The organism is Flavobacterium gossypii (assembly GCF_014138495.1).
In the GTDB taxonomy this organism is placed as follows: Bacteria; Bacteroidota; Bacteroidia; order Flavobacteriales; family Flavobacteriaceae; genus Flavobacterium; species Flavobacterium endophyticum.
The window spans coordinates 39,253-60,994 of the sequence record NZ_JACJIS010000001.1; the positions used below are offsets into that span (position 1 = coordinate 39,253).

Annotated in this window: 22 protein-coding genes and 1 tRNA gene; 15 read left to right on the forward strand and 8 right to left on the reverse strand. The window is 38.0% G+C overall.

Annotated elements, in window-relative coordinates; all coding sequences use genetic code 11:
- Positions 1 to 131 precede the first annotated feature (131 nt).
- From GGR22_RS00155 to GGR22_RS00165, 3 genes are read left to right on the forward strand one after another with little or no spacing between them, the layout of a single operon-like run.
- On the forward strand, positions 132 to 356 hold the full coding sequence (locus tag GGR22_RS00155; protein WP_182492100.1) for a DUF4907 domain-containing protein: 225 nt from the start codon (positions 132 to 134) through the stop codon (positions 354 to 356).
- The gene (locus tag GGR22_RS00160; RefSeq protein ID WP_182492101.1) at positions 350 to 1,549 is read left to right on the forward strand and encodes a sensor histidine kinase; all 1,200 of its coding nucleotides are present in this window, start codon (positions 350 to 352) and stop codon (positions 1,547 to 1,549) included. Before GGR22_RS00155 ends, GGR22_RS00160 begins: the two co-directional genes overlap by 7 nt.
- A complete protein-coding gene (locus GGR22_RS00165) occupies positions 1,539 to 2,258 on the forward strand; it encodes a LytR/AlgR family response regulator transcription factor (RefSeq protein WP_220477612.1) in 720 nt (239 codons plus the stop codon). The genes GGR22_RS00160 and GGR22_RS00165 overlap by 11 nt, the downstream gene beginning before the upstream one ends.
- 2 nt (positions 2,259 to 2,260) lie before the next feature.
- On the opposite strand, the gene GGR22_RS00170 is transcribed toward GGR22_RS00165, so the two are convergent.
- Complete coding sequence (locus GGR22_RS00170; RefSeq protein WP_182492102.1) at positions 2,261 to 3,946, reverse strand: patatin-like phospholipase family protein; 1,686 nt, start codon at positions 3,944 to 3,946, stop codon at positions 2,261 to 2,263.
- 54 nt (positions 3,947 to 4,000) lie between these two features.
- Positions 4,001 to 4,375 (reverse strand): winged helix-turn-helix transcriptional regulator, encoded by a 375-nt coding sequence (locus GGR22_RS00175; RefSeq protein ID WP_121377598.1) that lies wholly within the window; start codon positions 4,373 to 4,375, stop codon positions 4,001 to 4,003.
- Between the two features lie 82 nt (positions 4,376 to 4,457).
- Between GGR22_RS00175 and GGR22_RS00180 the strand changes: the two genes are divergently transcribed.
- Positions 4,458 to 5,861, forward strand: coding sequence for an MFS transporter (locus GGR22_RS00180; protein ID WP_182492103.1), 1,404 nt, complete (start codon positions 4,458 to 4,460; stop codon positions 5,859 to 5,861).
- Positions 5,862 to 5,866: 5 nt separating this feature from the next.
- On the opposite strand, the gene GGR22_RS00185 is transcribed toward GGR22_RS00180, so the two are convergent.
- Both GGR22_RS00185 and GGR22_RS00190 read right to left on the reverse strand, forming a co-directional pair.
- The gene (locus GGR22_RS00185; RefSeq protein ID WP_182492104.1) at positions 5,867 to 6,496 is read right to left on the reverse strand and encodes a response regulator; all 630 of its coding nucleotides are present in this window, start codon (positions 6,494 to 6,496) and stop codon (positions 5,867 to 5,869) included.
- An 11-nt stretch (positions 6,497 to 6,507) separates the two neighbouring features.
- Positions 6,508 to 8,505 carry a sensor histidine kinase gene (locus tag GGR22_RS00190; protein ID WP_182492105.1) on the reverse strand — a complete coding sequence of 666 codons (1,998 nt, stop codon included), beginning with the start codon at positions 8,503 to 8,505 and terminating at the stop codon, positions 6,508 to 6,510.
- Between the two features lie 164 nt (positions 8,506 to 8,669).
- Between GGR22_RS00190 and GGR22_RS00195 the strand changes: the two genes are divergently transcribed.
- Positions 8,670 to 9,098: a hypothetical protein gene (locus GGR22_RS00195; RefSeq protein WP_121377595.1), complete on the forward strand. Its 429-nt coding sequence runs from the start codon at positions 8,670 to 8,672 to the stop codon at positions 9,096 to 9,098.
- A 170-nt stretch (positions 9,099 to 9,268) separates the two neighbouring features.
- Here the strand turns inward: GGR22_RS00195 and GGR22_RS00200 are convergent, their stop codons facing one another.
- From GGR22_RS00200 to GGR22_RS00210, 3 genes are read right to left on the reverse strand one after another with little or no spacing between them, the layout of a single operon-like run.
- On the reverse strand, positions 9,269 to 9,652 hold the full coding sequence (locus tag GGR22_RS00200) for a YchJ family protein (RefSeq protein ID WP_182492106.1): 384 nt from the start codon (positions 9,650 to 9,652) through the stop codon (positions 9,269 to 9,271).
- Positions 9,653 to 9,654: 2 nt separating this feature from the next.
- On the reverse strand, positions 9,655 to 9,873 hold the full coding sequence (locus tag GGR22_RS00205) for a hypothetical protein (protein ID WP_182492107.1): 219 nt from the start codon (positions 9,871 to 9,873) through the stop codon (positions 9,655 to 9,657).
- A gap of 1 nt (position 9,874) precedes the next feature.
- Positions 9,875 to 10,027 carry a hypothetical protein gene (locus tag GGR22_RS00210; protein ID WP_182492108.1) on the reverse strand — a complete coding sequence of 51 codons (153 nt, stop codon included), beginning with the start codon at positions 10,025 to 10,027 and terminating at the stop codon, positions 9,875 to 9,877.
- Between the two features lie 142 nt (positions 10,028 to 10,169).
- On the opposite strand from GGR22_RS00210, the gene GGR22_RS00215 reads away from it, so the two are divergent.
- From GGR22_RS00215 to GGR22_RS00240, 6 genes are all read left to right on the forward strand, one after another.
- Positions 10,170 to 10,700 (forward strand): DinB family protein, encoded by a 531-nt coding sequence (locus tag GGR22_RS00215; RefSeq protein ID WP_182492109.1) that lies wholly within the window; start codon positions 10,170 to 10,172, stop codon positions 10,698 to 10,700.
- A gap of 24 nt (positions 10,701 to 10,724) precedes the next feature.
- Positions 10,725 to 11,099, forward strand: coding sequence for a DoxX family protein (locus tag GGR22_RS00220; RefSeq protein WP_182492110.1), 375 nt, complete (start codon positions 10,725 to 10,727; stop codon positions 11,097 to 11,099).
- 82 nt (positions 11,100 to 11,181) lie between these two features.
- Positions 11,182 to 11,976, forward strand: coding sequence for a HipA family kinase (locus GGR22_RS00225; protein ID WP_182492111.1), 795 nt, complete (start codon positions 11,182 to 11,184; stop codon positions 11,974 to 11,976).
- On the forward strand, positions 11,954 to 12,340 hold the full coding sequence (locus GGR22_RS00230) for a DUF3037 domain-containing protein (protein ID WP_182492112.1): 387 nt from the start codon (positions 11,954 to 11,956) through the stop codon (positions 12,338 to 12,340). The genes GGR22_RS00225 and GGR22_RS00230 overlap by 23 nt, the downstream gene beginning before the upstream one ends.
- Before the next feature lie 156 nt (positions 12,341 to 12,496).
- Positions 12,497 to 15,334: a PAS domain S-box protein gene (locus GGR22_RS00235; protein ID WP_182492113.1), complete on the forward strand. Its 2,838-nt coding sequence runs from the start codon at positions 12,497 to 12,499 to the stop codon at positions 15,332 to 15,334.
- Complete coding sequence (locus GGR22_RS00240; RefSeq protein WP_182492114.1) at positions 15,331 to 15,732, forward strand: response regulator; 402 nt, start codon at positions 15,331 to 15,333, stop codon at positions 15,730 to 15,732. The genes GGR22_RS00235 and GGR22_RS00240 overlap by 4 nt, the downstream gene beginning before the upstream one ends.
- A 27-nt stretch (positions 15,733 to 15,759) precedes the next feature.
- Here GGR22_RS00240 and GGR22_RS00245 read toward each other — a convergent pair whose 3' ends face one another.
- Complete coding sequence (locus tag GGR22_RS00245; RefSeq protein WP_182492115.1) at positions 15,760 to 17,727, reverse strand: endonuclease; 1,968 nt, start codon at positions 17,725 to 17,727, stop codon at positions 15,760 to 15,762.
- Positions 17,728 to 17,916: 189 nt separating this feature from the next.
- On the opposite strand from GGR22_RS00245, the gene GGR22_RS00250 reads away from it, so the two are divergent.
- From GGR22_RS00250 to GGR22_RS00265, 4 genes are all read left to right on the forward strand, one after another.
- The gene (locus tag GGR22_RS00250) at positions 17,917 to 18,702 is read left to right on the forward strand and encodes a sulfite exporter TauE/SafE family protein (protein ID WP_182492116.1); all 786 of its coding nucleotides are present in this window, start codon (positions 17,917 to 17,919) and stop codon (positions 18,700 to 18,702) included.
- A gap of 20 nt (positions 18,703 to 18,722) precedes the next feature.
- On the forward strand, positions 18,723 to 20,135 hold the full coding sequence (locus GGR22_RS00255; RefSeq protein WP_182492117.1) for an MBL fold metallo-hydrolase: 1,413 nt from the start codon (positions 18,723 to 18,725) through the stop codon (positions 20,133 to 20,135).
- An 81-nt stretch (positions 20,136 to 20,216) separates the two neighbouring features.
- Positions 20,217 to 21,365, forward strand: coding sequence for a TlpA disulfide reductase family protein (locus GGR22_RS00260; protein WP_170148819.1), 1,149 nt, complete (start codon positions 20,217 to 20,219; stop codon positions 21,363 to 21,365).
- Between the two features lie 161 nt (positions 21,366 to 21,526).
- A tRNA-Tyr gene (locus GGR22_RS00265) sits at positions 21,527 to 21,607 on the forward strand.
- Positions 21,608 to 21,742: the final 135 nt, after the last annotated feature.

The window sequence follows — 21,742 nt, forward strand, 5'->3', positions numbered from 1 at the left end:
TTCAGCTAGATAAGGGGCTGTCCCATCATGCGGCCCCGAATCTAAAATTGCTAAAAAAATCTCTTAGCTTTATTTTCCTAATTTCGCTATTTGCTTCTTGCCAAAATAAAAAGGATAGCGAAATTGAAGGGATGGTATATAAGACCGAAAATGGTTTTGGATATAGAGTCATCGTTCGTGGTCGACTGCTAATCAATCAAGATTTTATTCCGGCAATACAAGAAAACGTTCCTTTTTGCGATAGTATAGAAGCGGCGGCGGCCTGTAATCTTGTAATCCAAAAAATAAAAAGAAATGAAATGCCTACATTGACGTTAAAAGATTTATCAATTCTAAAAATCAAAACCAAATGCTGATTAAACGATATAGTATTTTTTCATTTAATTTTAGGCTCTTTCTGCTCCATATTTTTATCTGGCTTTTGTTTTTGGCCTTCCCTTTCAGTGATTTTTTTGCTGGCTATACGGACGTTAAGAGTTTTATTCCAAGGATACTGCTCCCTATTTCTCTTTTTTATATCAATTATTTCTTCTTGGTACCAAGGCTTCTGCTCAAAAACCGCTTGGTAATTTATATTGCTACCACTCTTATATTGATAATTGGCTGTTCTATAACCATCTTTAAGGTTGAGGTAATGTATTTTAGTAGAGTTATGCCAGTAACGCAGACATTTCAAACTGTACCACCATCACAAATAACGCCAAGAGCCGCGATGATTTCTATTCATAAAGAAGAAGCCGACACGCTATCAATCTCTTCGCAACCTGCAAGATTAAGTATTCCAAGAGCAGTCAGGGGCGTAAGGGCGGCACCTGCTCTTCCTTTTGACAATGATTATATGTTCATGATCCACATGATGCTGCCGAACATTATTCTTTTTACTTTGTATGTTACGGTCAGTTCTATGTTTAAGATTTTTATTGAATGGAATGCCAGCTACAAGCGACAAAAAGAAGCCGAAATGGAGAAAAAGAATTCTGAATTGAATTTTTTGAAAGCACAGCTCAACCCTCACTTTTTCTTTAACTCGCTCAATACAATTTTTTCTTTGTCTATAAAAAAATCTGAGCAGACTCCTGTGGCTATCTTGAACCTGTCGGAATTGATGCGTTATATGCTTTATGAGACTAATAAAGATACCGTTCCTCTTGAAGAAGAAATCTTATATATCAAAAATTATATCGAGCTCCAAAAACTGCGACTGACTGAAAACGTTAACATTATCTTTGAAGTTGATTGTGATGAAACTTCTATCTTTATCCCGCCGCTATTGTTTATTTCCTTTATAGAAAATGCGTTCAAGCATGGTATCGATCCGTCAAAAGAAAACGAAATTATCGTAAAGTTCAAGGTCCAAAAAAACGAAATAGACTTTTCTGTAATTAATGATATCAATAGGATTAAAAGCAATGGCGATTCCTTCGGTTTAGGAATTGAAAATACGGTCAAGAGAATAAACCTTTATTTTCCTGAGCGAAACGAATTGGAAACCTATGCCGATTCTGGAAAATTTTATGTAAAGCTAAAATTAAAGCTGAATGAAGATTAGGACAGTTATTTTAGACGACGAGCCTCTGGCTATTGATGTCATAAAAAATTATTGCGATACGATGCCTGATATTGAGTTATTGGGATGTTTTACCAATCCGGTAGAAGCGATGAAGTTCGTGACTTCAAAAACTGTCGATCTTATATTCCTAGATATTGAAATGCCGCTCCTTACTGGAATTGAGTTTATTGATACGCTCAAAATCAGGCCGCAATTTATATTTACGACTGCCTATCCGCAATTTGCTATCGATGGTTTTGAGCTAGAAGCATTAGATTATCTCGTCAAGCCCATAGCGTATACTCGATTTTTGAAATCGGTGAATAAGTTTACCTATCAGGCGTCAAAAAATGAAAATAAGAAACAGCCTTTAATTGTTCAAAAACAGGAGCTTTCAGATAAATTTTTGTTCGTAAAATCCGATTATGAAAGCCTGAAAATTTTTATCGACGATATAAAATACATCGAAGGACTTAAAGACTACTTAAAAATCAACCTCAACAGCGGCAAATCTGTACTGACCCTTTCTAATTTCAAGAACCTATTGGAAAAACTGCCTGAGCAGAATTTCATGAGAGTTCACAATTCGTATATCGTCAATCTGCAATATATCAATTCGATTCAGCGAAACCGAATTATCATAGACCAAAAAAGAATCCCGATTAGCGAAACGTACAAGAAGCTTTTCTTTGAGCGCATAAAATTATAATACTAACGTTCAATCAGTTCAGCATTTTCTAGTTCTTTCACGATCATTTCGTTAACGGCATTATTGATTTTCTTGCGTAGAAAAAGTCGATTCGCAATGCTGAACCAAAAATTATCTAACAAACCATTGGCAACCGATTCAATTCTCCGCAACATCAGTTTTTTGTATTTCTTCTCAAAATTATCAAGTCGGATTGTCGGATATACAGGATAATCTAATTTAGCATCGATGCCGTACTTTTCTTTATCCGATTCGTTAGACCTTGCTTGAAGAACCCGCATATCAGGTATGATCGGAAATAGTTTTGAACTGGCAGGATCGCCTTGGACTTCGTTAAAATAAAACCTATCAAATGCGTCGGCATGAGGCACAACATTGAGCCTTTCGTCCATATCTTTTTCTAGCATTCCGAAATAATAGCGTAAAAAAGTCTGGCAGTTCAGCCTTCCCAAATAATAATCGTGGTGCCTGAATGATTTATCAATAAATCCAGCAAAACCGCTAAAAGGCGCTGACGCAAGGTCGTTTTTAGCTCTGGTCAAAGTTCCTTGAACTTGAATCTTTCGAACAGGTTCTATCAAAAATTTTGTGCGATCGCTTAATTCCAAGGCATCCAATATCCCGTCTTGATTAAACATTACCTGATTCCGCAAGGCTTTAAACATTCCTTTGGCAATAGAAATGATGTCTCTCTCGGGGTTTGTTTTTTCAATCTCGTTATCTTTATTCGGAAACGGATCGATCATAATGACGGCATACTTGTCTTGTATTACTTCTTCGGCACTTTTTTCTTTAAGGACTTTCAACGCAATAGCAAACGGCTCGTTATTGATAAGACCGCCATCTATCGAATTGAATTTGTATACGGTGTCTTCTTTTATCAGCGGATAGATGCCCGTTCTTTTTCCAAAAAGATATTTGGGATATCTCTCGACATATTTTTGCGAAATGGCTACTTCTCTTGACTTTAGTCCAATTGGAAAAGCGGCCGTACTCAATGTCGCATCTTTAAGATAGCCCATATCTTTGGGATTCTTTAGATCGAGCACATAATATAAATTTTCGCCTTCAGGAATTCCGGTAGGGTATTTACCATTGGCCAGCTTGTATCTGAAAAAACCCGCATGACTCGTAATGACCGAACCACTTTTGTCGTTTCCGCCAAAATCAATCTTGAAATTGATGCCGCGCAAATTTGTAGTCGTGAGTATCAAATCTAAACTATCTGAAATATAGGGAGGAAACTCTCTTACTTTCTCAATGTGTAGCGCATTCTCTGCAATAGCGTCGATCGATTGAGAATTTAGCAGTGAGTCTGGTTTTTGATTTTTCTTTAGGTCGCCTGTTTCTAGCATTTTTTCGAAGGTCGTTGCTTTAGAATCATCGGCCATTTCTACCCAACTTTGGTAATAGCGGTTGTTTTTCCCAAAAGGATTGTCTTTATTGACATATTGGTGATTTTCATCGACAACATTCAGCATGGTCAAAGAACCCGATATACCTCCAGCAGACGCACCACTGATTACATCTATCTCGACATCATGCATCGGCACAGAAAAATCATACTCAGGATGATCGATACCTAAATCTCTGTTCTTCTTTTTTGCCTTTTCCCACAGGTCTAATGTTTCTAAGAGATAATCCATTACGCCGCCCGTAAAAGCTCCTGCAGATACGGCTCCAGCCATTGCAATACATATTTTAAATTTTTGGGACATATTTTATTTTTATTTATTTGTCGATTAATTTTTATGCTCGCAGTAGCCTTCCCACCATTCATCCAAAACTTTAAGAATCGGAACTAGCTTGATACCATGTTCGGATAATTTGTATTCGACTCGTGGCGGCGATTCGGCATAGACTTTTCTGCAAATGATTCCGTCACGTTCTAGTTCTCTTAATTGAAGCGTTAATGTCGTTTGGGTTACGTCTTCCATTTTTCGCTTTAGTTCTCCGAAGCGTTTCGGGCATTCTTGGCTGATGGCATTTATAAGCGGAACTTTCCACTTTCCGCCAATAACTTTGAATACATTTTTGATGGGACAATTATTTTCAGAAAAATCAAAATTTTCTTTGTTTTCAACCGATTGATAATCAGCATTAGTATCATTTTCCATACTTGGTATCGTTTTAGAAACTACTTGTGGGCGCTAGTAATCCGCCCTAATTTTATCCCATAAATGTAGTAAAAATTGTGTTATGGGCAGGAGTATTTCGAGGTGGTCGCTTCTTGTATTGGTATCGACGGCTGTGTTTTTATCAGTAATTGATATTTTCGTGGTTAATGTGGCAATACCTTCAATCAAAGTAGGAACTAGAGGGACAGATACGGACATGCAATGGGTCATCGTCTTATATGTACTGGGTTATGCTTCTTTTTTAATTGCCGGTGGAAGAGCTGGCGATTATTTCGGAAAAAAGCCTGTGTTCGTAATAGGCATGGCTGCTTTTACACTTTCTTCTTTTTTGTGCGGACTGTCTCAGAATACAATCCAGCTGAATATTGGTCGGACTTTTCAAGGAATAAGCGCTGCTTTTATGGTACCGCAAGGTATCTCTTATATTCAAGTGCTTTTCCAAGATCAAAAATCACGGACAAAAGCTTTGGGTATTTATGGCAGCATCGCTGGAGCCGCTTCGGTTATTGGCCAATTCTTAGGAGGCGTGCTTCCTGAAATCCATAGCTTTGTTGAAGGCTGGAGGCTATTGTTTTTAATCAATGTTCCGATTGGCATCATAGCAATCGGCTTGTCTATAAAATATATCGAAAATACAGTTGTAGTCCGGACCCAAAAATTTGACAGTTTGGGTGCCGCACTGCTGGTCTTGACTTTAGCTTGTTTTATTTATCCCATAGTGCAAGGAAGGGAATTGGGCTGGCCAATTTGGATATTTATCCTTTTTGGGCTCTCTATTTTAATTGCGTTGTTTTTCTTTTGGCAACAGCGTCGCAGGCAGAACAAAGGAAAACTCAGTCTTATTGACGTCAGGGTATTTAAGCATCGAGATTTTACGATCGGACTTTTCGCTTCTGTTTTTTATTTTATGGTTCAAGATTCCTATTTCTTGATTAACGTTGTACTTCTTCAGAACGGATTTGGCATCAACTCCTTTGATACCGGGTTGTATTTTGTATTCCAAGGAGTTGGATATGTGATTGCTTCTTTACTATCGATACGGTTGATTACGCTGTATGGAAAATTCGTCCTTATTTTTGGTGTTATGTTGATGGTCTTTTCGCTAATTTTTCACCTATGGCTTCTGGACGGATCAGCGGCTACTCGCCCATTTTTGCCCTTAGTCTTTTTTGTTTATGGAATCGGATGCGGGACCGTGCTTCCCTCTTTATTGACTGTTTCTTTACGCAACCTTCCTTCTTCCTTTGCAGGCATGGCTTCGGGGATGTATTCGACCTTTCAGCAGACAGCGATTGCTTTGGGAATCGGTATCGTTGGTGGCATATTTTTTTATATTTTGAAAGATCCACATAGAAAACTTGAAACGTACCTAGAAGCTTACAAAGTGGCTACAATTACGAATATTGTATTGCTGTTAATTGTGGCTGTGTTTTTACTGTTTATTTCGCATAAAAAAACCAAATAGGGAAACTATAAAGCATTTTCCTTTGCAAATTTCAACAGTTCAGCGAGGTTTCTGGCTTGACATTTATTCAGTAAGTTTCTTCTGTGAGTCTGTACGGTAAGGTAACTTAAGAATAAGGTATCTGATATTTCTTGGGTAGATTTGCCATCTGCCAATAACAATAAGATTTCTTTTTCCCTTCGGGTCAATCTGGGAACTGTTTTTAGGTCATGAATGCTCGTCTTCTGAATAACTCCTTTCACTTCATTACTAAAAGCCAATTCGCCCTCGACTACCTTATTTATGCAGTTCTTGAATTCATCTAAAGAAGCGCTTTTGAGCAGATAACCATTCGCTCCATTTTTTATCATCTGCATGACAATGCTGCGTTCTGCCTGGCTGCTCATTGCGAGTATGATAATTTTTGGATGGCTCTTTTTGATTTTCAGGCATAAGTCTATTCCGTTTATGTCGGGCAAGAAAACATCTAGAAGAATAATATCAATCTTGCCCAATCCACCATAGTCCAAAAGCATTGATCCTGTCTTGAAGATTCTGACGATTTCTACCTCTTTTGATTGCGAAAAAACAACCTGCAGTCCTTCACTAACTATAGGATGGTCGTCAACAATTAATGTCTTATAGGGCTTTATCATTGTCATGTAAATTATAGGGACAGTTCGATATTGAAAACCGTGCCTCTTTCTTTTGATGAATCGATTTCTATTTTACCATTGAGCAGCTCTACTCTGTTTTTCAGATTTTTCAAGCCTTGACCTTCAAAAACGTCCATCTTGCTCGTATCGAATCCTATTCCATTGTCTTCGACCGTAATAAAAAACCGTGATTGATTTTGACTGCAATCCACTAAAATCTCACTGCTTTTTGAATGTTTTAAAGCATTACTTAATAATTCTTGGACTATCCGATAAATCGTAATTTGCATGCTTTCTGGAATGTCATCTTTGATCGCATTGGCATGGAAATCAATCCTGACATTCTCTGTTTTCAACATATGACAGAGGTCGTTAAGCGCATGTTCAAGTCCTAATTTGAGCAGCGACTCGGGAATCAGATTATAGGAAACCTGACGCAATTCGGTAATCGAATTAGTAAGCAAGGTATTCATATTGTCAATTTCGTTGAGATCGACCTCAGAGGAACTATTCACTTTCATGAATCGCATCTTCAACGAAGATAGCATGCTTCCGATACCATCGTGAAGATCTCTTGCAATTCTTTTGCGTTCGCTTTCTTCGCCTTTTATCATGGCCTGCATTACCTCTATTTCCTTTTGGTTTTTGAGAGCCGTCAGATTTTGTGTATAGTTTTTGGCATGTTCAATCGCTATCTTTTTTTGATTTTTTGAATTTATCCATAGGAAGATTACCAATAAAAGTAACAGGACTGAAATAGCAACCAGCAATCCATAATATAACTTGTTGTTTTCAGCAATAAGTTTGTCTCGTTCGCGCTGTGCTTCTAGCTGGCTGATTTTTTTCTCATTTTCAGCCTTGTTGAATTTTGCTTCGAGCGCAGTTATCTTTTCTTTGGATTGTATTTCATTGAGACTGTCATTGAGTGCGATATATCTCGAGCTATATTTATAGGCATTTTTAATATCTCCTAACTTTTCGAACGTCTGTGCCAGTTCTAAGCTATAGTTTTTTTCGTCTACAATAAAAGGATTACTGTTTTCTATCAGATCGAGCAAAACGTTTTTGACATCCTCATGTCTATTCATTGCCTTAAAAGGAAGATGTTTGGCAAATTTTAGGCGATTGGCCGAAAATACATCTTGATAAAGCATGCTATTGGCTATTCCTTTGTCGTAGCTTTTTAACGAGTTTTCAAATTGCTTTATCTTATAGAAATAATAACCTTCAGAAAAGTAATAGCCTCCATTCATATTGGACTTTGGGTATTTTTTTAATATTTCATAGGCTTTGTCCAATGATTTTTTAGCATCTACCAGCTTTTCAAGGTGCGTCATATTTTCGGAGTCTATGACATAGATTTCTACCTTAGTCTCTTTGTAGGTGTAAGATGACTTAGATGCTTTTTCAATATATTCTTTTGCTGATTTCAGGTAAGTTTCTGCTTTCGTCCTTTCCTCATTATTCATAAAAATAATGGCTACTGATTTATACAGTCCGCTTAGTACTTCGTAATTGCCTCCTTTTTCGGCCAGCGGCATAGCTTCCTCTATCAAAATTCGCATCGCCTCTTTTTCGTTATTTTGGACTTGCTTGACTATCGATAGGTTTCTCAGTATATATGCCCGTAATGAATACGAATCTTTGGTCTTGTATTTTTTGAGCTTCGTGTTGGCAAGGCTCAATTGTTTTCCGAAATTATCAATATCTCCTTTGCCCAAGTAAGGTATCGAGTTATAATAAACCGCTACATCTTTTAGAAAAGGATATTTGGGAGCAATCGTATTGGCAAGGGCAAGATATTCATCAGCCAGTTCGTTTTTTTTGCCTCTTCTGTACAAATCAGCGAGCCTAAAACTACTAATGCACTTGATACTATCAACACGGGTTGACTTAATAAGTTGCGTCAGGCTATCGGTATAGGATTTGTCATCATCAAGCGTATACACTCTTTGAGGATATGCCTGCGAAACGAATAGTATAAACAGGAGGAATAATTTGTTTTTCATAGCAATACAAAAATATTAACTTTCACTAGACCTTCTGTTAAATATTCAACTTTATTGCCGAAAAATACCTGATATCAGGTATGAAATTACACCCGTTTTCAGGTATAGGAAGCCGTTAAGCATCAGAATAAATTTGTATTTCAAATCCTAATAAAAAATTAAAAATGAAAAAATCGATTTTAAAAACAGTTGGTATTGTTGTATTCGCAGTAGTTAGCATGGTATCATGCAGCAGTGATGATAGTGATGGCGGTAATGGCGGCGGAAGTATTGACGCAGCTGTAGGTACTTTTAAAGGTACATTTGAAGTTTTAGATGGCCCGAACGCAGGACAAGACTACTTTGACGCCACTTTAATTATTACTAAAGTTAGTAATACTGAATTGAGAATGACTCCTAAAAGCGGGGAAGCTTATTCTAATTTAACTCCAAAAACAATAAAAGTATATAATCTTGGTGGCGATATACTTGTAGATGGCGATGCTCCAGCTGGAACTTTTGCTTACAGAGCAAGTAGCAAAGCATTGCTGGCACTTACAAAACAACAAGCTGCTACAGATATCACTTTTACATTTTCGGGAACAAAACAATAATTCATACTTTTTTATTGGTTTATATTGGTACACTGGCTCTTGTGTTTATGAATTGTACACGAGCCAAATTTTCAAAAGCAATACCTTAAAATAAGAGGGGGTTATTTTGAGAGTTAGTAAAATGCCCTTCCAAACGGAAGGGCATTTTTATTTTTTAGTACGAACAATTTCTACACATCATAAAACTCACCATCTACATAAAACCAAACTTCTTTTTCCTTTCTAAAAAAAGATTTTTCGTGATGCACATGTCCTTCGAGACGATTGTCTAAAAAGTAAGCTTTGAATTCAACAACATTTTCTGAAACATCCAAGATTTCGAGCCGAAGCCATTGGTTTGACTTCGACCATTCTAGAATAGCGGACTTGGAATGGTTCCTTCTTGTAGAAGCGTGTGTAGTGGCCATAAGATAATCCGCAGCTTGTACTGCGTATGCGCTATAGCGGGAACGCATCAATTTCTCAGCCGTTGGAGCATTTTGGAATCCTTTTATAAATGGTTCACAGCAGTTTGCAAATACTATTCCTGAGCCGCAATAACAATCAGACCTCATGTTTATTCGGCATTGATTTTTTGATGTAGCTGATTCAGCAACACTTGATAGCGGCTTATTTCCAAAAGTTCCTCGTCTTCTTCGGCATGATCTAATAACTCATCTAGCGTTTCGCTAACTTCTCTCAGCTTGTTATTGGCTTCTCGATTTTGCTTGCCAGCTATCAGATCAATGATTTCTTGCACTTCTTTCTTTAGCTCTTCGTATACGTGACTATTCATGTTATTCATTTTTGGCCTCATCTGAAGCATTAAATTTCTTGACAATTTCTTTCAGCTTGTTTTTTCTTAGCCGTTCTGCTTCTTGTTCTCTGGTTTTCTTCTGATCTACCTTTTTCTTATGATTCAATCGGTTTGTTTCGTTGCGTCTTCCCATGTGCTGAGGATTTTGGTATGCTTGCACAAAGATAGCAAATTCAGTCAGACAGTATGTTGTCGCAAGCTCCCCTCTCTATTGTCTTCTTTACACACTGCAAAATCAGAATCATAGCCCTAATTTTGGTTAAAACAATTAAACAATGGAAAACAAGACAGAAAATTTTAGCACGGCTGCCCTAGCGAATGAAGCCAAAGAAACTTTTGACACTCTAGGCCAGCTATTGTCAACAATTGACGAAAATATTTGGGACAAGAGTCCTTCTGAAAAAAGCTGGTCGGTCGGTCAGGTTATGGAACACATCTTGAAAGCCAATACAGGCTTTGGAAACTTTGTAACCGAAAATGTAGTTGAAACAGACAGGCCTATAGACGAAAAAGTAGCCTTTCTGAAATCCGTTTTTCTAGATTTCAGTCTCAAGATGCAATCGCCCGATTTTATCTGTCCCGTTGAAACCAAACACGACAAACAGAAGCAGCTCAATGAACTTACGGCCTTGAAAAATGAAATTGTCTTGCTTATAAACAATTTAGATCTCTCCAAAACCTGCATGAATTTTGAATTGCCCACTTTTGGATACCTAACGCGCTTAGAGTGGGTCAACTTTGCATTGTTTCATACACAAAGGCATACAGAACAAATCAGAAATATTCTTTTAAGCGTAAAAAACTAACCCATTCGCTAACCCAATTAAATCATGAAAAAACACAAAATTATTTTCTGGATCACGACAATCCTAATATTTTTATTTGAAGGCGTAATGCCGGCCCTTACTTCACAGACCGAATTAGCAAAAGAAGGCATGCGTCATCTCGGATATCCGGAATACTTCGGCATAATTCTTACTGTTTTCAAAGTACTTGGCGCACTGGTATTGATTATTCCGGCGGCACCAAAACGTCTGAAAGAATGGGCCTATGCAGGCTTTACTTTCGATTTTCTCGGCGCTTCTGCAAGCTATATAGCCGTAGAAGGATTTGGCTTTGCAGCTGTTTTTCCTCTTGTTGTACTTGGAGTCCTTATGCTTTCTTACGTAAGTTATCATAAATTAAACTCGGGAGCTTTGGAATAACCCAAGCAGTTTTCGTAAATTTATAATCCAAAAAGTGGCGCATATATTTCTATGCGCTATTTTTGTGCTAAAGAACAAGCCTATGAACAATCCTTTTTCATTGAGAACAGTCAACGTTACCCGCTACATTGCGCCCTTGAGGGAAGGTGGCTCCCTTCCTGCCCTCGCAGATGCCGATGACGGTTTTAAATATGTATTGAAATTTAAAGGCGCGGGCCATGGCGTAAAAGCGTTAATTGCAGAACTGATTGGCGGGGAAATCGCTAGAGTATTAGGACTTCCTGTACCTGAATTAGTTTTTGCAAACCTTGATGAAGCTTTCGGGAGGACAGAAGCAGATGAAGAAATCCAAGATCTATTGCAAGGAAGTCAAGGACTCAATTTGGCGCTTCATTTTCTTTCGGGCGCCATCACTTTCGATCCAGTGGTTACAGAAGTGGATGCTGTCCTAGCTTCAAAAATAGTATGGCTTGATGCTTATATTACAAACGTAGATCGTACGTTTAAAAATACAAACATGCTGATCTGGCATAAAGAATTATGGCTGATAGACCACGGCGCTTGCTTGTATTTCCATCATTCTTGGAATAATTGGGAAAGTAGTGCTAAAACACCCTTTGCACTAATCAAAGATCATGTCTTGTTGCCAAAAGCTTCTAATTTGGAAGAAATAGATAAAGAATTCCGATTGCTGCTCACTGAAGAAAAAATCCGTTCTATTGTAGACCTCATTCCTGAAGAATGGTTGCAGTGGGAAGGCTCCGACGAAACTCCAGAACAAATCAGGAATATTTATTCCAGCTTTTTGATTACCCGTTTAGCCAATTCAGAAATCTTTATAAAAGCTGCCCAAGATGCAAGACAAATACTTATATGAATATGCAGTTATTCGCATTGTGCCTAAGGTAGAACGCGAAGAATTTGTCAATACCGGAGTTATAGTATTCTGCAAAAAAGAGCAGTTTATCAAGATTTTGTATAAAATTGATGAGGCCAAACTGCGCCTCTTTTCTGATGAGCTCGATTTTGAACAGCTTGAGCAGAATCTCCAAGCTTTTGAAAAAATCGGCCGAGGCGTGCAAGATGGTGGCCCAATAGCCAAATTCGATGTCCCATCAAGATTTCGATGGATGACGGCCGTAAGGAGTTCTATCATCCAGACTTCAAGACCACATCCAGGCATGTGCACCAATCTGGAGGAAGTTACAGAGCGACTTTTTTCCGAGCTTGTTTTACCTTAATCAATTCAAAAACAACCACCTATAAAAAATTGTTTTTTCGTTACTGTTTTAATTTGACAGAGCGACCTATGGAATTGTTGTGAATAGCTTCTAAATTAAATATTAATTTATATTTTAGTCACCAAATTAACAGATTTCCTAGTACCCCCATAACGAATGAAAACAGAAAACAAGTGGTCAAAGATAACTGGCTGGTTTATATCCAAGCCAAAGTTAACTGGCTTTTTGATTTTCTTTATAATGCTTGCTGTAATCAGCTCGCTTGCCTTGCAGCGCTATGAAATCGTCAAGAAAAACAGACGGCAGGAAATGTCTAATATCCTGCATGTGGTACAGCAGAATCTAAACCATTCCTTAAAAAACTGCTATACGACTACGCTTTCTTTAGCCCTGACCATTAACGATCAAGGGGAACCAGAGAATTTTGAATCCGTGGGAAAAGCACTTGTTGACTCAAATCCGAGTATCGATGCCGTACAGCTGGTTCCAAACGGAGTAATCAAATACATTTATCCTGATAATCCTGCGATAATCAATTTTGATATCCTGCATACCGAAAGCATTAAGGATGAAGCGTTAGAAACCATCAGAAAAGGCAAAATACATTTCGCAGGTCCTTTAAAATTAAAACAAGGCGGAATGGGAGTTGTAGGCAGACTTCCGATATACAAAAGAGGCAAATTCTGGGGATTTTCTGCCGTCATGATACGCATGGAAACGCTATTAAAATCTTCGGGCATAAATTCTATAAAAGACTCGAGATACTATTTTCAGTTTTCTAAAGAAAATCCCAAAACAGGCGTGATTGATTTCTTCCTTCCTAATAAAGAAGATTTCAGCGATAAAGATTATCAGGTCTTATCGATTCCAGACGGAAACTGGAAAATATACCTTATCAATAAAAGCAAATATGGGATTGTTTTTGAGATACTCCCTGCCCTTGTATTAGCTTTGTTGTTCTGCATTATGTTTGCTCTTTTCATCATGAATCTTTTAAAAAAACCTGCCGAATTGCAGCTTTTGGTTCATAACCAAAAAAATAAGATCCTTGATGACGAAATAAAATTCAAGACTATTTTTGACCAAGCCGCTATCGGTATTGCGTATGTCGATTCCGTAACAGGAAACCTGATAGAAGTAAATGACCAATATTGTAGGATGCTTGGTTATACGTTTGAAGAAATGAGAAGCATGAGCTTTAGAGATATTACTTACAAAGACGACCTTGATGATAATCTCAGGCAGCTGGAAAGGCTCAAAAACGGAGAAATCAGGGAGCTGAATATGGAAAAGAGATATGTCCATAAAAATGGCAACCTTATTTGGGTAAATATCACCTATTCGCCACTCTGGAAAAAAGGAGAAAAGCCGAGTTCTCATATTTCTATCATAGAAGATATTACGGCTAAAAAAGAAGCGAAAGATGCCATCAAGAAAAGTGAAATCCGTTTCAAAAGCCTTTTTGAAGATTCGCCGATTGCCTTATGGGAAGAAGATTTTTCTTATCTGAAAAAATACTTGATAGAATTGAATCTGATTGGAAAAAGTCGTACTGAAGTAGCCATATTTCTAGATACGCATCCAGAAATTGTAAAAAAATGCATTTCTCTCGTAAAAGTCATCAACGTAAACAACGAATGCCTCACGCTGCATTATCCAAAAACAAAAGATGATTTGATGCAGCCGTTGGAAAACATCATAAATAATGATGCCATGGATTCGTTTAAGGCACAATTACTTGCCATTACACAAGGCGAAACTAGGCTGACCGTAGATTCAAAAATTAAAAAATCTGATGGAGAATACCGTGATATCAGCCTTCGCTGGAGCATCATGCCTGGCTACGAAGAAACGTTGGAACGGGTGATTATTTCTACTGAAGATATTACGGCTCGGAAAATTTCCGAAGAAATCGTAATACAGTCTCAGAAAAAAATGGAATCGCTTATCAATACGATCGACGGAATTGTCTGGGAGTGCGATTATGAAACTTATGTTTTTACCTACATCAATAAAAAAGCAGAAGAAATTACAGGCTATACAGAAGAAGAGTGGTTTAGCAATGGTAATTTTTGGGGAAATACCATACATCCGGATGACCGAGATTGGGCAATAAATTATTGTGCGATAGAATCGGAAAAAAGCCAGCAATATGATTTTGAATACCGCATGATTGCGAAAGACGGATCTATAATATGGATTCGCGATATCGTTAATGTAATCCGCGAGAATGGAAAACCTGTTTCTTTAAAAGGTATCATGATTGACATTACGAAGAGTAAAGAAGCTGAAAAAGACCTCAGCAATTCGTTCGACCTTGTAACCGAGCAGAACAAAAGGCTGTTGAACTTTTCATATATCGTTTCCCACAATCTGCGTTCCCATACGAGCAACATACAATCGATATCTGCTCTGATAGAAACCGCCGAAACAGAAGAAGAACGTTTTGAATTGGTCAAGATGCTGCAAAACGTTTCAAACACGCTAAACGAAACGATGCTGAATCTGAACGAAGTCGTAAACATACAGACGAACATCAATTTGATTATCGAAAACTTAAACCTAAAGGACAATATTGACAAAATTCTCAATATCCTTTCGGAACAGATTGCTTTTAAAAAGGCAGTCCTAGACAATAATGTAGCCCCGGAAATCTTTGTGAAATACAATCCGGCCTATCTCGAGAGCATACTGCTCAATTTTATTTCAAATGCCATCCGCTATAGCCATCCTTTGCGACAACCTACTATCGCACTGAAAAGCTATAGCGAAAATGAAAAAACCGTTCTGAAAATTTCGGATAACGGTATCGGTATTGACTTAAAAAAATATGGAGATAAGCTGTTTGGAATGTATAAGACATTCCATGAAAACCCTGATTCTAAAGGAATCGGACTGTTCATTACCAAAAACCAGATTGATGCCATGGGGGGCTACGTAACTGTTGAAAGCGAACCAAACGTAGGAACCACCTTCAAAATCTACTTTAAATGACCAAAATAATTTGTCTTATCGATGACGACCCAATCTATCAGATAATAACAAAAAAGATCATCCAAAAATCAGAAAAAGCCAGCAAGATTATGTCTTTTGTTAATGGTGCAGAAGCCATTGACGGGCTAATCGGATTGATACACAAACCCGATGAATTTCCTGATATCATATTGCTTGATATCGAAATGCCCATCATGGACGGGTGGCATTTTATGGAGCGATTTGAAAAAATAAAAGCCATGTTTCCAAAAGAAACAGCTATTTATATCGTAAGTTCTTCTATAGCGAGCTCTGATAAAGAGAAATCAAAAACATACAAGGGAATACTCGGCTATTTTACCAAGCCAATTGCCTTTCAGGATGTGCTAGAAATAGCAAAAGCTAATGGAGGCCATTAGCTTTGCATATAATTTATTTTTTTCTAATTACTGGATGATTATTTTTCTAACGGCTGTCCTGTTTTCAGAGATAATTTTTGCAAGATACATTCCAGGAGCAAGGTTTAGCTGAATCGTTGATGTTCCTGAAAAATCAGCAGTCAGCAGTTCTTGTCCTGAGACAGAAAACAACTGCAGGGTTGCGGAACTAGTTATTCCTGCAACCGTAATATAGTTTTTTGCCGGATTAGGATAAATGGCCACTTTGAGTTCCGAAAAATCGGGTGTCGATAGCGAAAAGGCCTGCCCTGCCCTGCTACCCCAAATGTAATCAGCCAAATAAGGGTAGTCGATAAACGGATTTCTGTTTTGCTGCCAGGTGTAAATATAATTATTCCTGTTCATCTCGAAATCATCCGACGGATCGTTTACGTTCCATTGAAGCAATGTCGCCAAATCTCCTAGCTGGCCGACAGTCGTATCTGGCGGATTTCCGTTTACAACATCCAGCCCATTATAACGAATTGCCATATAGAATACCGCACGGGCTACGTCTCCTTTCCAACTTCCTGCATTTCCTGAAAAGCCATTATAATCGGTCAGTCCGTAATCTTTATTGTTTCTTGAACTATTTTCAGGTCCGTCTTCAGCTCTCAGATGGTGTGCATCAGCATGGCCGTGATTGAGCATGGCCGCACTTGTTGGTTCCCATACGTTGATTCCGTCTGGAGTATCAGAAGTTCCGTCTGCAAATCCTCCTCTTGATTGTGGATAGATATGTTCCCTATTCCATCTGCCCGTTCCGCTGCCCGTGTCTTGAAATAAAAATTTAGAACGGCTTACTTCTTTATACATCAGCCAAACTTCATTACTATTTAACGGATTCTGGTCCGTCACTTTTAAGATATTCGTAATGTCGCCATAATTATGCGCTCTGACCACAGCTTGGTTGGCTATGATGTCTTGTACAGCTTGTTTTAATACGGCACCCGACTTACCTTCTAGCGAATCATAATAACCCGCAGGAGCTGTACTAGTGACAATTCCATGTGTTGGGTTTAAAGGTGTTCCCCATGGAGAAACTGTAAAATCATTATCTAGTATTCTGATTTCAATATTATCATTGAGCCTGATATAACCTGCAGGAAGATTTCCAAGCTTGATTTTCATTAGCTCATCACCTTCATCAATCGCATCGTCTACGAGTTGAACATTTGCCGTAAATGTCGTCGATCCTGTCGGAATCAAGACATTTGTATTCGCAGTAAAATCAGCAGCAGTGAAGCTTCCATTAGCCAACGTATAGGTAAAAGCCAAATCGCTGGTCACAGGAGTCTGTGTCGCAAATGTGATTGTAAAACTATTGCCTTCTGTATACTGCAAAGCAGGAACGCTTATACCTATTCCGTTAAAAATAATACCACTCCCATCATTATTAGCTCCCGGTGTCGGCGCCTTGACTTCGTAGGTTCCATCAGGTTTTCTTTGGATAGACTGATTGACGCCTTGATTATTTTCATCTTCATTAATTTGTATGGTCAATCCCAGCAATCCCATCAATACAGTGGCATCGGCATCGTTCGTATCATAGGCTAAAGCATCAATCAAATTTGTTGTAGTTGCCAAAGTTCCATCCGGAAAATTAGCGGCTGTACCTTGGTAGATAGCAACAGCATCGGCACCATTTTGGATCAAGTTATCACCCATGATTTTTTGTGGAACAGGCGAAACCGCATTGCATCCTATCAAAACCAAGCCATTAGCATCAGTAGTCAGTCCGTTTAATGAAATTGTCAAGTAACTTTTATTTCCTGTACTCGCCGATTCAGCATTTCCGTTAAAGAAAACAAGCACATAGCCGTCAAGCGAAAAATTAGGCACGGCAGATTTAAGCTCCACGAACTCTTTGTCATCAATACCTGGCGTGTCAGAATCAAGCTCATTTATTACTATCTGGCCATAAGAAAATGAAACAGAAATAAATAAAAATAAAATAGAAAGATAGTTTTTTATCATGTTTAAAATTGATTTTCAGTTCAAAATTAAACATTTAATATTACTAATATGTCTATTTAACACTAATTGAAAAATAGGTTAGTGACATACAATCAATCTACTAGCTATTCAAAAGCTTAAAAAATAACAGCCAAAAGGAATAGTCCTTTTAGTTTTTAATATATTTACGGAATAGTTTCAACCTTTTCCATGGAAGAATTTTTCGGTTATTTTGGAGCACTTATTATAGGACTTGTCTTAGGCCTAACGGGCGGCGGCGGTTCTATTCTCACGGTTCCAGTGCTTGTTTACTTGTTAGGAATCAATCCTGTTACGGCAACGGCTTATTCTTTATTTATTGTCGGAACAACATCGGCTTTCGGCACGATCCAGAACTACAGAAAAGGACTCGTAGAATTAAAAACGGGGTTGAAATTTGCACTTCCCTCACTGATTGCCATTTACCTGACTCGGAAACTAATCGTCCCAAGAATTCCTGAAATAATTTTTACTGTTGGAGAGATTACGGTAACGAAAAATTTCTTCATCATGGCTTTATTTGCCATCGTAATGTTACTGGCGGCACTTTCGATGATTTCGGATAATAAGGCCGAAAAATCAACTGCAATGCCTAATGCAATGATAACGATATTGCAGATTTTTGTTGTCGGTATTATTATCGGACTGGTTGGAGCCGGCGGCGGCTTCTTGATTATTCCTGCCTTGGTTTATCTGGCTAAACTTCCGATGAAAAAAGCGGTCGGTACTTCCATATTTATTATTGCTATCAATTCGCTTATCGGTTTTACGGGAGATTTAGGGAATATCGACATCGATTGGAGCTTCCTATTTATTTTCTCTTTTATTTCAATTTTAGGTATCTTTGCAGGGATTTACCTCAATAAGTTCATCAATGAAAAAAATCTAAAAAAAGGCTTCGGATGGTTTGTATTGACCATGTCAATCCTAATTCTCACCAAAGAAGTATTCCTTTAGATTTTCAAACATAAAAAATTATGAAACTAGAACAAATTTATACCGGCTGTATTGCCCAAGCAGCCTACTATCTGGAAAGCAATGGCGAAGCAGCAATTTTTGATCCTTTGCGCGAAATACAACCTTATATCGACAGAGCAACTAAGGACAATGCGAAAATAAAATATGTTTTTGAAACGCATTTTCATGCTGACTTTGTTTCGGGACATTTAGATCTTGCGAAAAAATCGGGAGGAAAAATTGTATACGGTCCGACTGCAAAACCTAATTTTGAGGCTATTATTGCTGAAGACGGGCAAGAATTCAAAGTCGGGAAGTATACGATAAAAGCGATCCACACACCAGGACATACACTCGAAAGTACCTGCTATCTTCTTACAGATGAAAACGGAAAACAGCACGGAATCATAACCGGAGATACTTTATTCATCGGAGATGTCGGACGTCCGGATTTAGCACAAAAAATGTCAAACGACTTGACGCAAGAAAAGCTGGCTTCTTATCTATTCGATTCTCTCAGAAGCAAAATCATGACACTGCCAGACGAATTAATCGTATATCCGAGCCATGGAGCTGGAAGCGCCTGCGGAAAAAACATGAGCAAAGAAACGACAGATACTTTAGGCAATCAAAAGAAAACAAATTATGCATTGAGAGCCGACATGACGCGAGAAGAGTTTACAGCAGAATTGCTAGACGGGCTTGGAGCTCCTCCTGCCTATTTCCCGCAAAATGTAATGATGAATATCCAAGGCTACGAAAGCCTCGACAGTATCATAGAAAAGTCTTTCAAGCCTTTGACACCAAGAGAATTTGAAGCAGCAGCCAATCAATCTGAAGCTTTGATTTTGGATGTCCGCCATGAAGATGATTTTGTAAAAAGCCACATTCCGGGTGCTATCTTTATCGGTATCCAAGGAAATTTTGCCCCTTGGGTTGGAGCTTTGATTCGCGATGTCAAACAGCCTCTGCTTTTGGTCGTGCCAGAAGGAAGAGAAGAAGAAACAATTACTAGACTCTCTAGAGTCGGTTTTGACAATTCTCTGGGCTATTTAAATGGCGGCATAATGGCATGGAAAGAAGCTGGATTTGAGACCGACAGTATCGAATCAATTTCTCCAGAGCAGTTTGAATCTCAAATGACCGAGAAAAGCATTATCGTCGACGCTAGAAAACCAGGAGAGTTCAGTGCCGAGCATGTAGAAAGTGCTGTAAATATTCCTTTGGACTTTGTCAATGAGCAATTATCAGAAGTTCCTAAAGAAGAGGAATTTTACTTGCACTGCGCAGGCGGATACCGTTCTGTTATCATGGCTTCCATTTTAAAAGCGCGAGGCTATCACAATATGGTAAATGTTGAGAAAGGTATGGCTGGTATTCGAAAAACAGGGATCAAACTCAGCACATTTGTCTGTCCTACAACAAATAAATAATTCTTAAATTTAGAGCGATTTCCATCGTGAGATTATAATTTTAAATACTTTTGCTAACTAAAATCAAAAATGAAACTACAAATGAAAAAAATCCTTTTATTGCTTTCTGTTACGGCTTTAATGGTTTCCTGTAAGAAAACAGGTGAAAACGAATATATCATTACAGGTACGGTAACGGGTATCGAAAATGGAAAAACTGTAATCCTTCAGAAGCAAGACGATGAAACAATGGGTAAAATGGTTTCTGTGGATACCGTAAAAATCGAGAATGGTAAATTCGAGATTAAAGGTACGGCAACTGAACCTGCTATCCATATTTTGAAATTTGAAACCAAACCAGGACAAATTGATTTCGTCCTTGAAAACGGAGAAATTAATGTTGCTGTAGATAAAGATACGATTGCAAAATCAAAAGTTACTGGAACCTATAACAATGAGGAATTGACCAAGTTCAAGACTGACATGCAGGTAATCCAAAAAGACCTTCAAAAGAAAGCGATGGCTTTCCAAGAAGCAAACATGCAAAAAATGACTGCTGCTCAACAAACTAAAGATACAGTAGTTATCAACCAGCTAATGAAAGAATATGCGAAGATTCAGGAGCCTCTTACACAAAAGTACTATACGTATGCAGAAGGCAATCCAAAATCTTTCATCAGCGTCTTGATTACGCAAAGCTTATTCAACATGCCGGAACCTGATTTTGCAAAAATCAAGAAAATATACGACGGATTAACTTCTGAATTGAAAAATACGAAACCTGGTAAAGCGATCAAAGAAAAACTAGACAATCGCGAGGCTGTTCAGGTTGGTAAAAAAGCGCCTGATTTTTCAGCAAAAACTCCAGACGGAAAAACGGTTTCTTTAAAAGAATCTTTAGGAAAAGTGACAATTATCGATTTTTGGGCTTCATGGTGCGGACCTTGCCGTCAAGAAAATCCAAATGTTGTGGCTTTATACAATGAATTCCACGATAAAGGATTAAACATCGTTGGTGTTTCTCTAGACAGAGAAGGCGAAGCAGAAAGCTGGAAAAAGGCTATCGAAGCTGATAAACTAACATGGACACATGTTTCTAATTTGAAATTCTGGCAAGATCCAATTGCTAAAAAATACAATATTACTTCAATTCCAGCTACATTTATTCTTGATGCTTCAGGAAAAATTGTCGCAAAAGACCTTCGTGGCGATGAATTGAAAGCGAAAGTAAAAGAGCTTTTAGGAGCTTAATTCCTTTTCAGAATAGCATTATAAAAAATCTCCCTTGTGGAGATTTTTTTATTTTATTCATTACCAATACATTAAAATTTTGTTGTGAAATATCTTAAAAAAAGGCTTGCATAAATTAAAAACAGTCCTATATTTGCAACCGCAACAAGCAAAAAGGCCATGGGGAGATACTCAAGCGGCCAACGAGGGCAGACTGTAAATCTGCTGTGAAAACTTCGCAGGTTCGAATCCTGCTCTCCCCACAAAAATGAAGAAAACCCTGTAAAATTTTTACAGGGTTTTTCTTTTATATTCTATCCGGTTATAAATTTTGGCCCAAACCTAAATCCGTCAATAAAGTTATTCCATAAAAAAGCCTGAGAGTTTTTCTCAGGCTT

Bases quoted from the DNA above. Each gene is read 5' to 3' on its own strand.
- GGR22_RS00155 (WP_182492100.1), top strand. From the start codon at position 132: ATGGTATATAAGACCGAAAATGGTTTTGGATATAGAGTCATCGTTCGT.
- GGR22_RS00160 (WP_182492101.1), top strand. From the start codon at position 350: ATGCTGATTAAACGATATAGTATTTTTTCATTTAATTTTAGGCTCTTT.
- GGR22_RS00165 (WP_220477612.1), top strand. From the start codon at position 1,539: ATGAAGATTAGGACAGTTATTTTAGACGACGAGCCTCTGGCTATTGAT.
- GGR22_RS00170 (WP_182492102.1), bottom strand. From the start codon at position 3,946: ATGGCTGGAGCCGTATCTGCAGGAGCTTTTACGGGCGGCGTAATGGAT.
- GGR22_RS00175 (WP_121377598.1), bottom strand. From the start codon at position 4,375: ATGGAAAATGATACTAATGCTGATTATCAATCGGTTGAAAACAAAGAA.
- GGR22_RS00180 (WP_182492103.1), top strand. From the start codon at position 4,458: ATGGGCAGGAGTATTTCGAGGTGGTCGCTTCTTGTATTGGTATCGACG.
- GGR22_RS00185 (WP_182492104.1), bottom strand. From the start codon at position 6,496: ATGATAAAGCCCTATAAGACATTAATTGTTGACGACCATCCTATAGTT.
- GGR22_RS00190 (WP_182492105.1), bottom strand. From the start codon at position 8,505: ATGAAAAACAAATTATTCCTCCTGTTTATACTATTCGTTTCGCAGGCA.
- GGR22_RS00195 (WP_121377595.1), top strand. From the start codon at position 8,670: ATGAAAAAATCGATTTTAAAAACAGTTGGTATTGTTGTATTCGCAGTA.
- GGR22_RS00200 (WP_182492106.1), bottom strand. From the start codon at position 9,652: ATGAGGTCTGATTGTTATTGCGGCTCAGGAATAGTATTTGCAAACTGC.
- GGR22_RS00205 (WP_182492107.1), bottom strand. From the start codon at position 9,873: ATGAATAGTCACGTATACGAAGAGCTAAAGAAAGAAGTGCAAGAAATC.
- GGR22_RS00210 (WP_182492108.1), bottom strand. From the start codon at position 10,027: ATGGGAAGACGCAACGAAACAAACCGATTGAATCATAAGAAAAAGGTA.
- GGR22_RS00215 (WP_182492109.1), top strand. From the start codon at position 10,170: ATGGAAAACAAGACAGAAAATTTTAGCACGGCTGCCCTAGCGAATGAA.
- GGR22_RS00220 (WP_182492110.1), top strand. From the start codon at position 10,725: ATGAAAAAACACAAAATTATTTTCTGGATCACGACAATCCTAATATTT.
- GGR22_RS00225 (WP_182492111.1), top strand. From the start codon at position 11,182: ATGAACAATCCTTTTTCATTGAGAACAGTCAACGTTACCCGCTACATT.
- GGR22_RS00230 (WP_182492112.1), top strand. From the start codon at position 11,954: ATGCAAGACAAATACTTATATGAATATGCAGTTATTCGCATTGTGCCT.
- GGR22_RS00235 (WP_182492113.1), top strand. From the start codon at position 12,497: ATGAAAACAGAAAACAAGTGGTCAAAGATAACTGGCTGGTTTATATCC.
- GGR22_RS00240 (WP_182492114.1), top strand. From the start codon at position 15,331: ATGACCAAAATAATTTGTCTTATCGATGACGACCCAATCTATCAGATA.
- GGR22_RS00245 (WP_182492115.1), bottom strand. From the start codon at position 17,727: ATGATAAAAAACTATCTTTCTATTTTATTTTTATTTATTTCTGTTTCA.
- GGR22_RS00250 (WP_182492116.1), top strand. From the start codon at position 17,917: ATGGAAGAATTTTTCGGTTATTTTGGAGCACTTATTATAGGACTTGTC.
- GGR22_RS00255 (WP_182492117.1), top strand. From the start codon at position 18,723: ATGAAACTAGAACAAATTTATACCGGCTGTATTGCCCAAGCAGCCTAC.
- GGR22_RS00260 (WP_170148819.1), top strand. From the start codon at position 20,217: ATGAAAAAAATCCTTTTATTGCTTTCTGTTACGGCTTTAATGGTTTCC.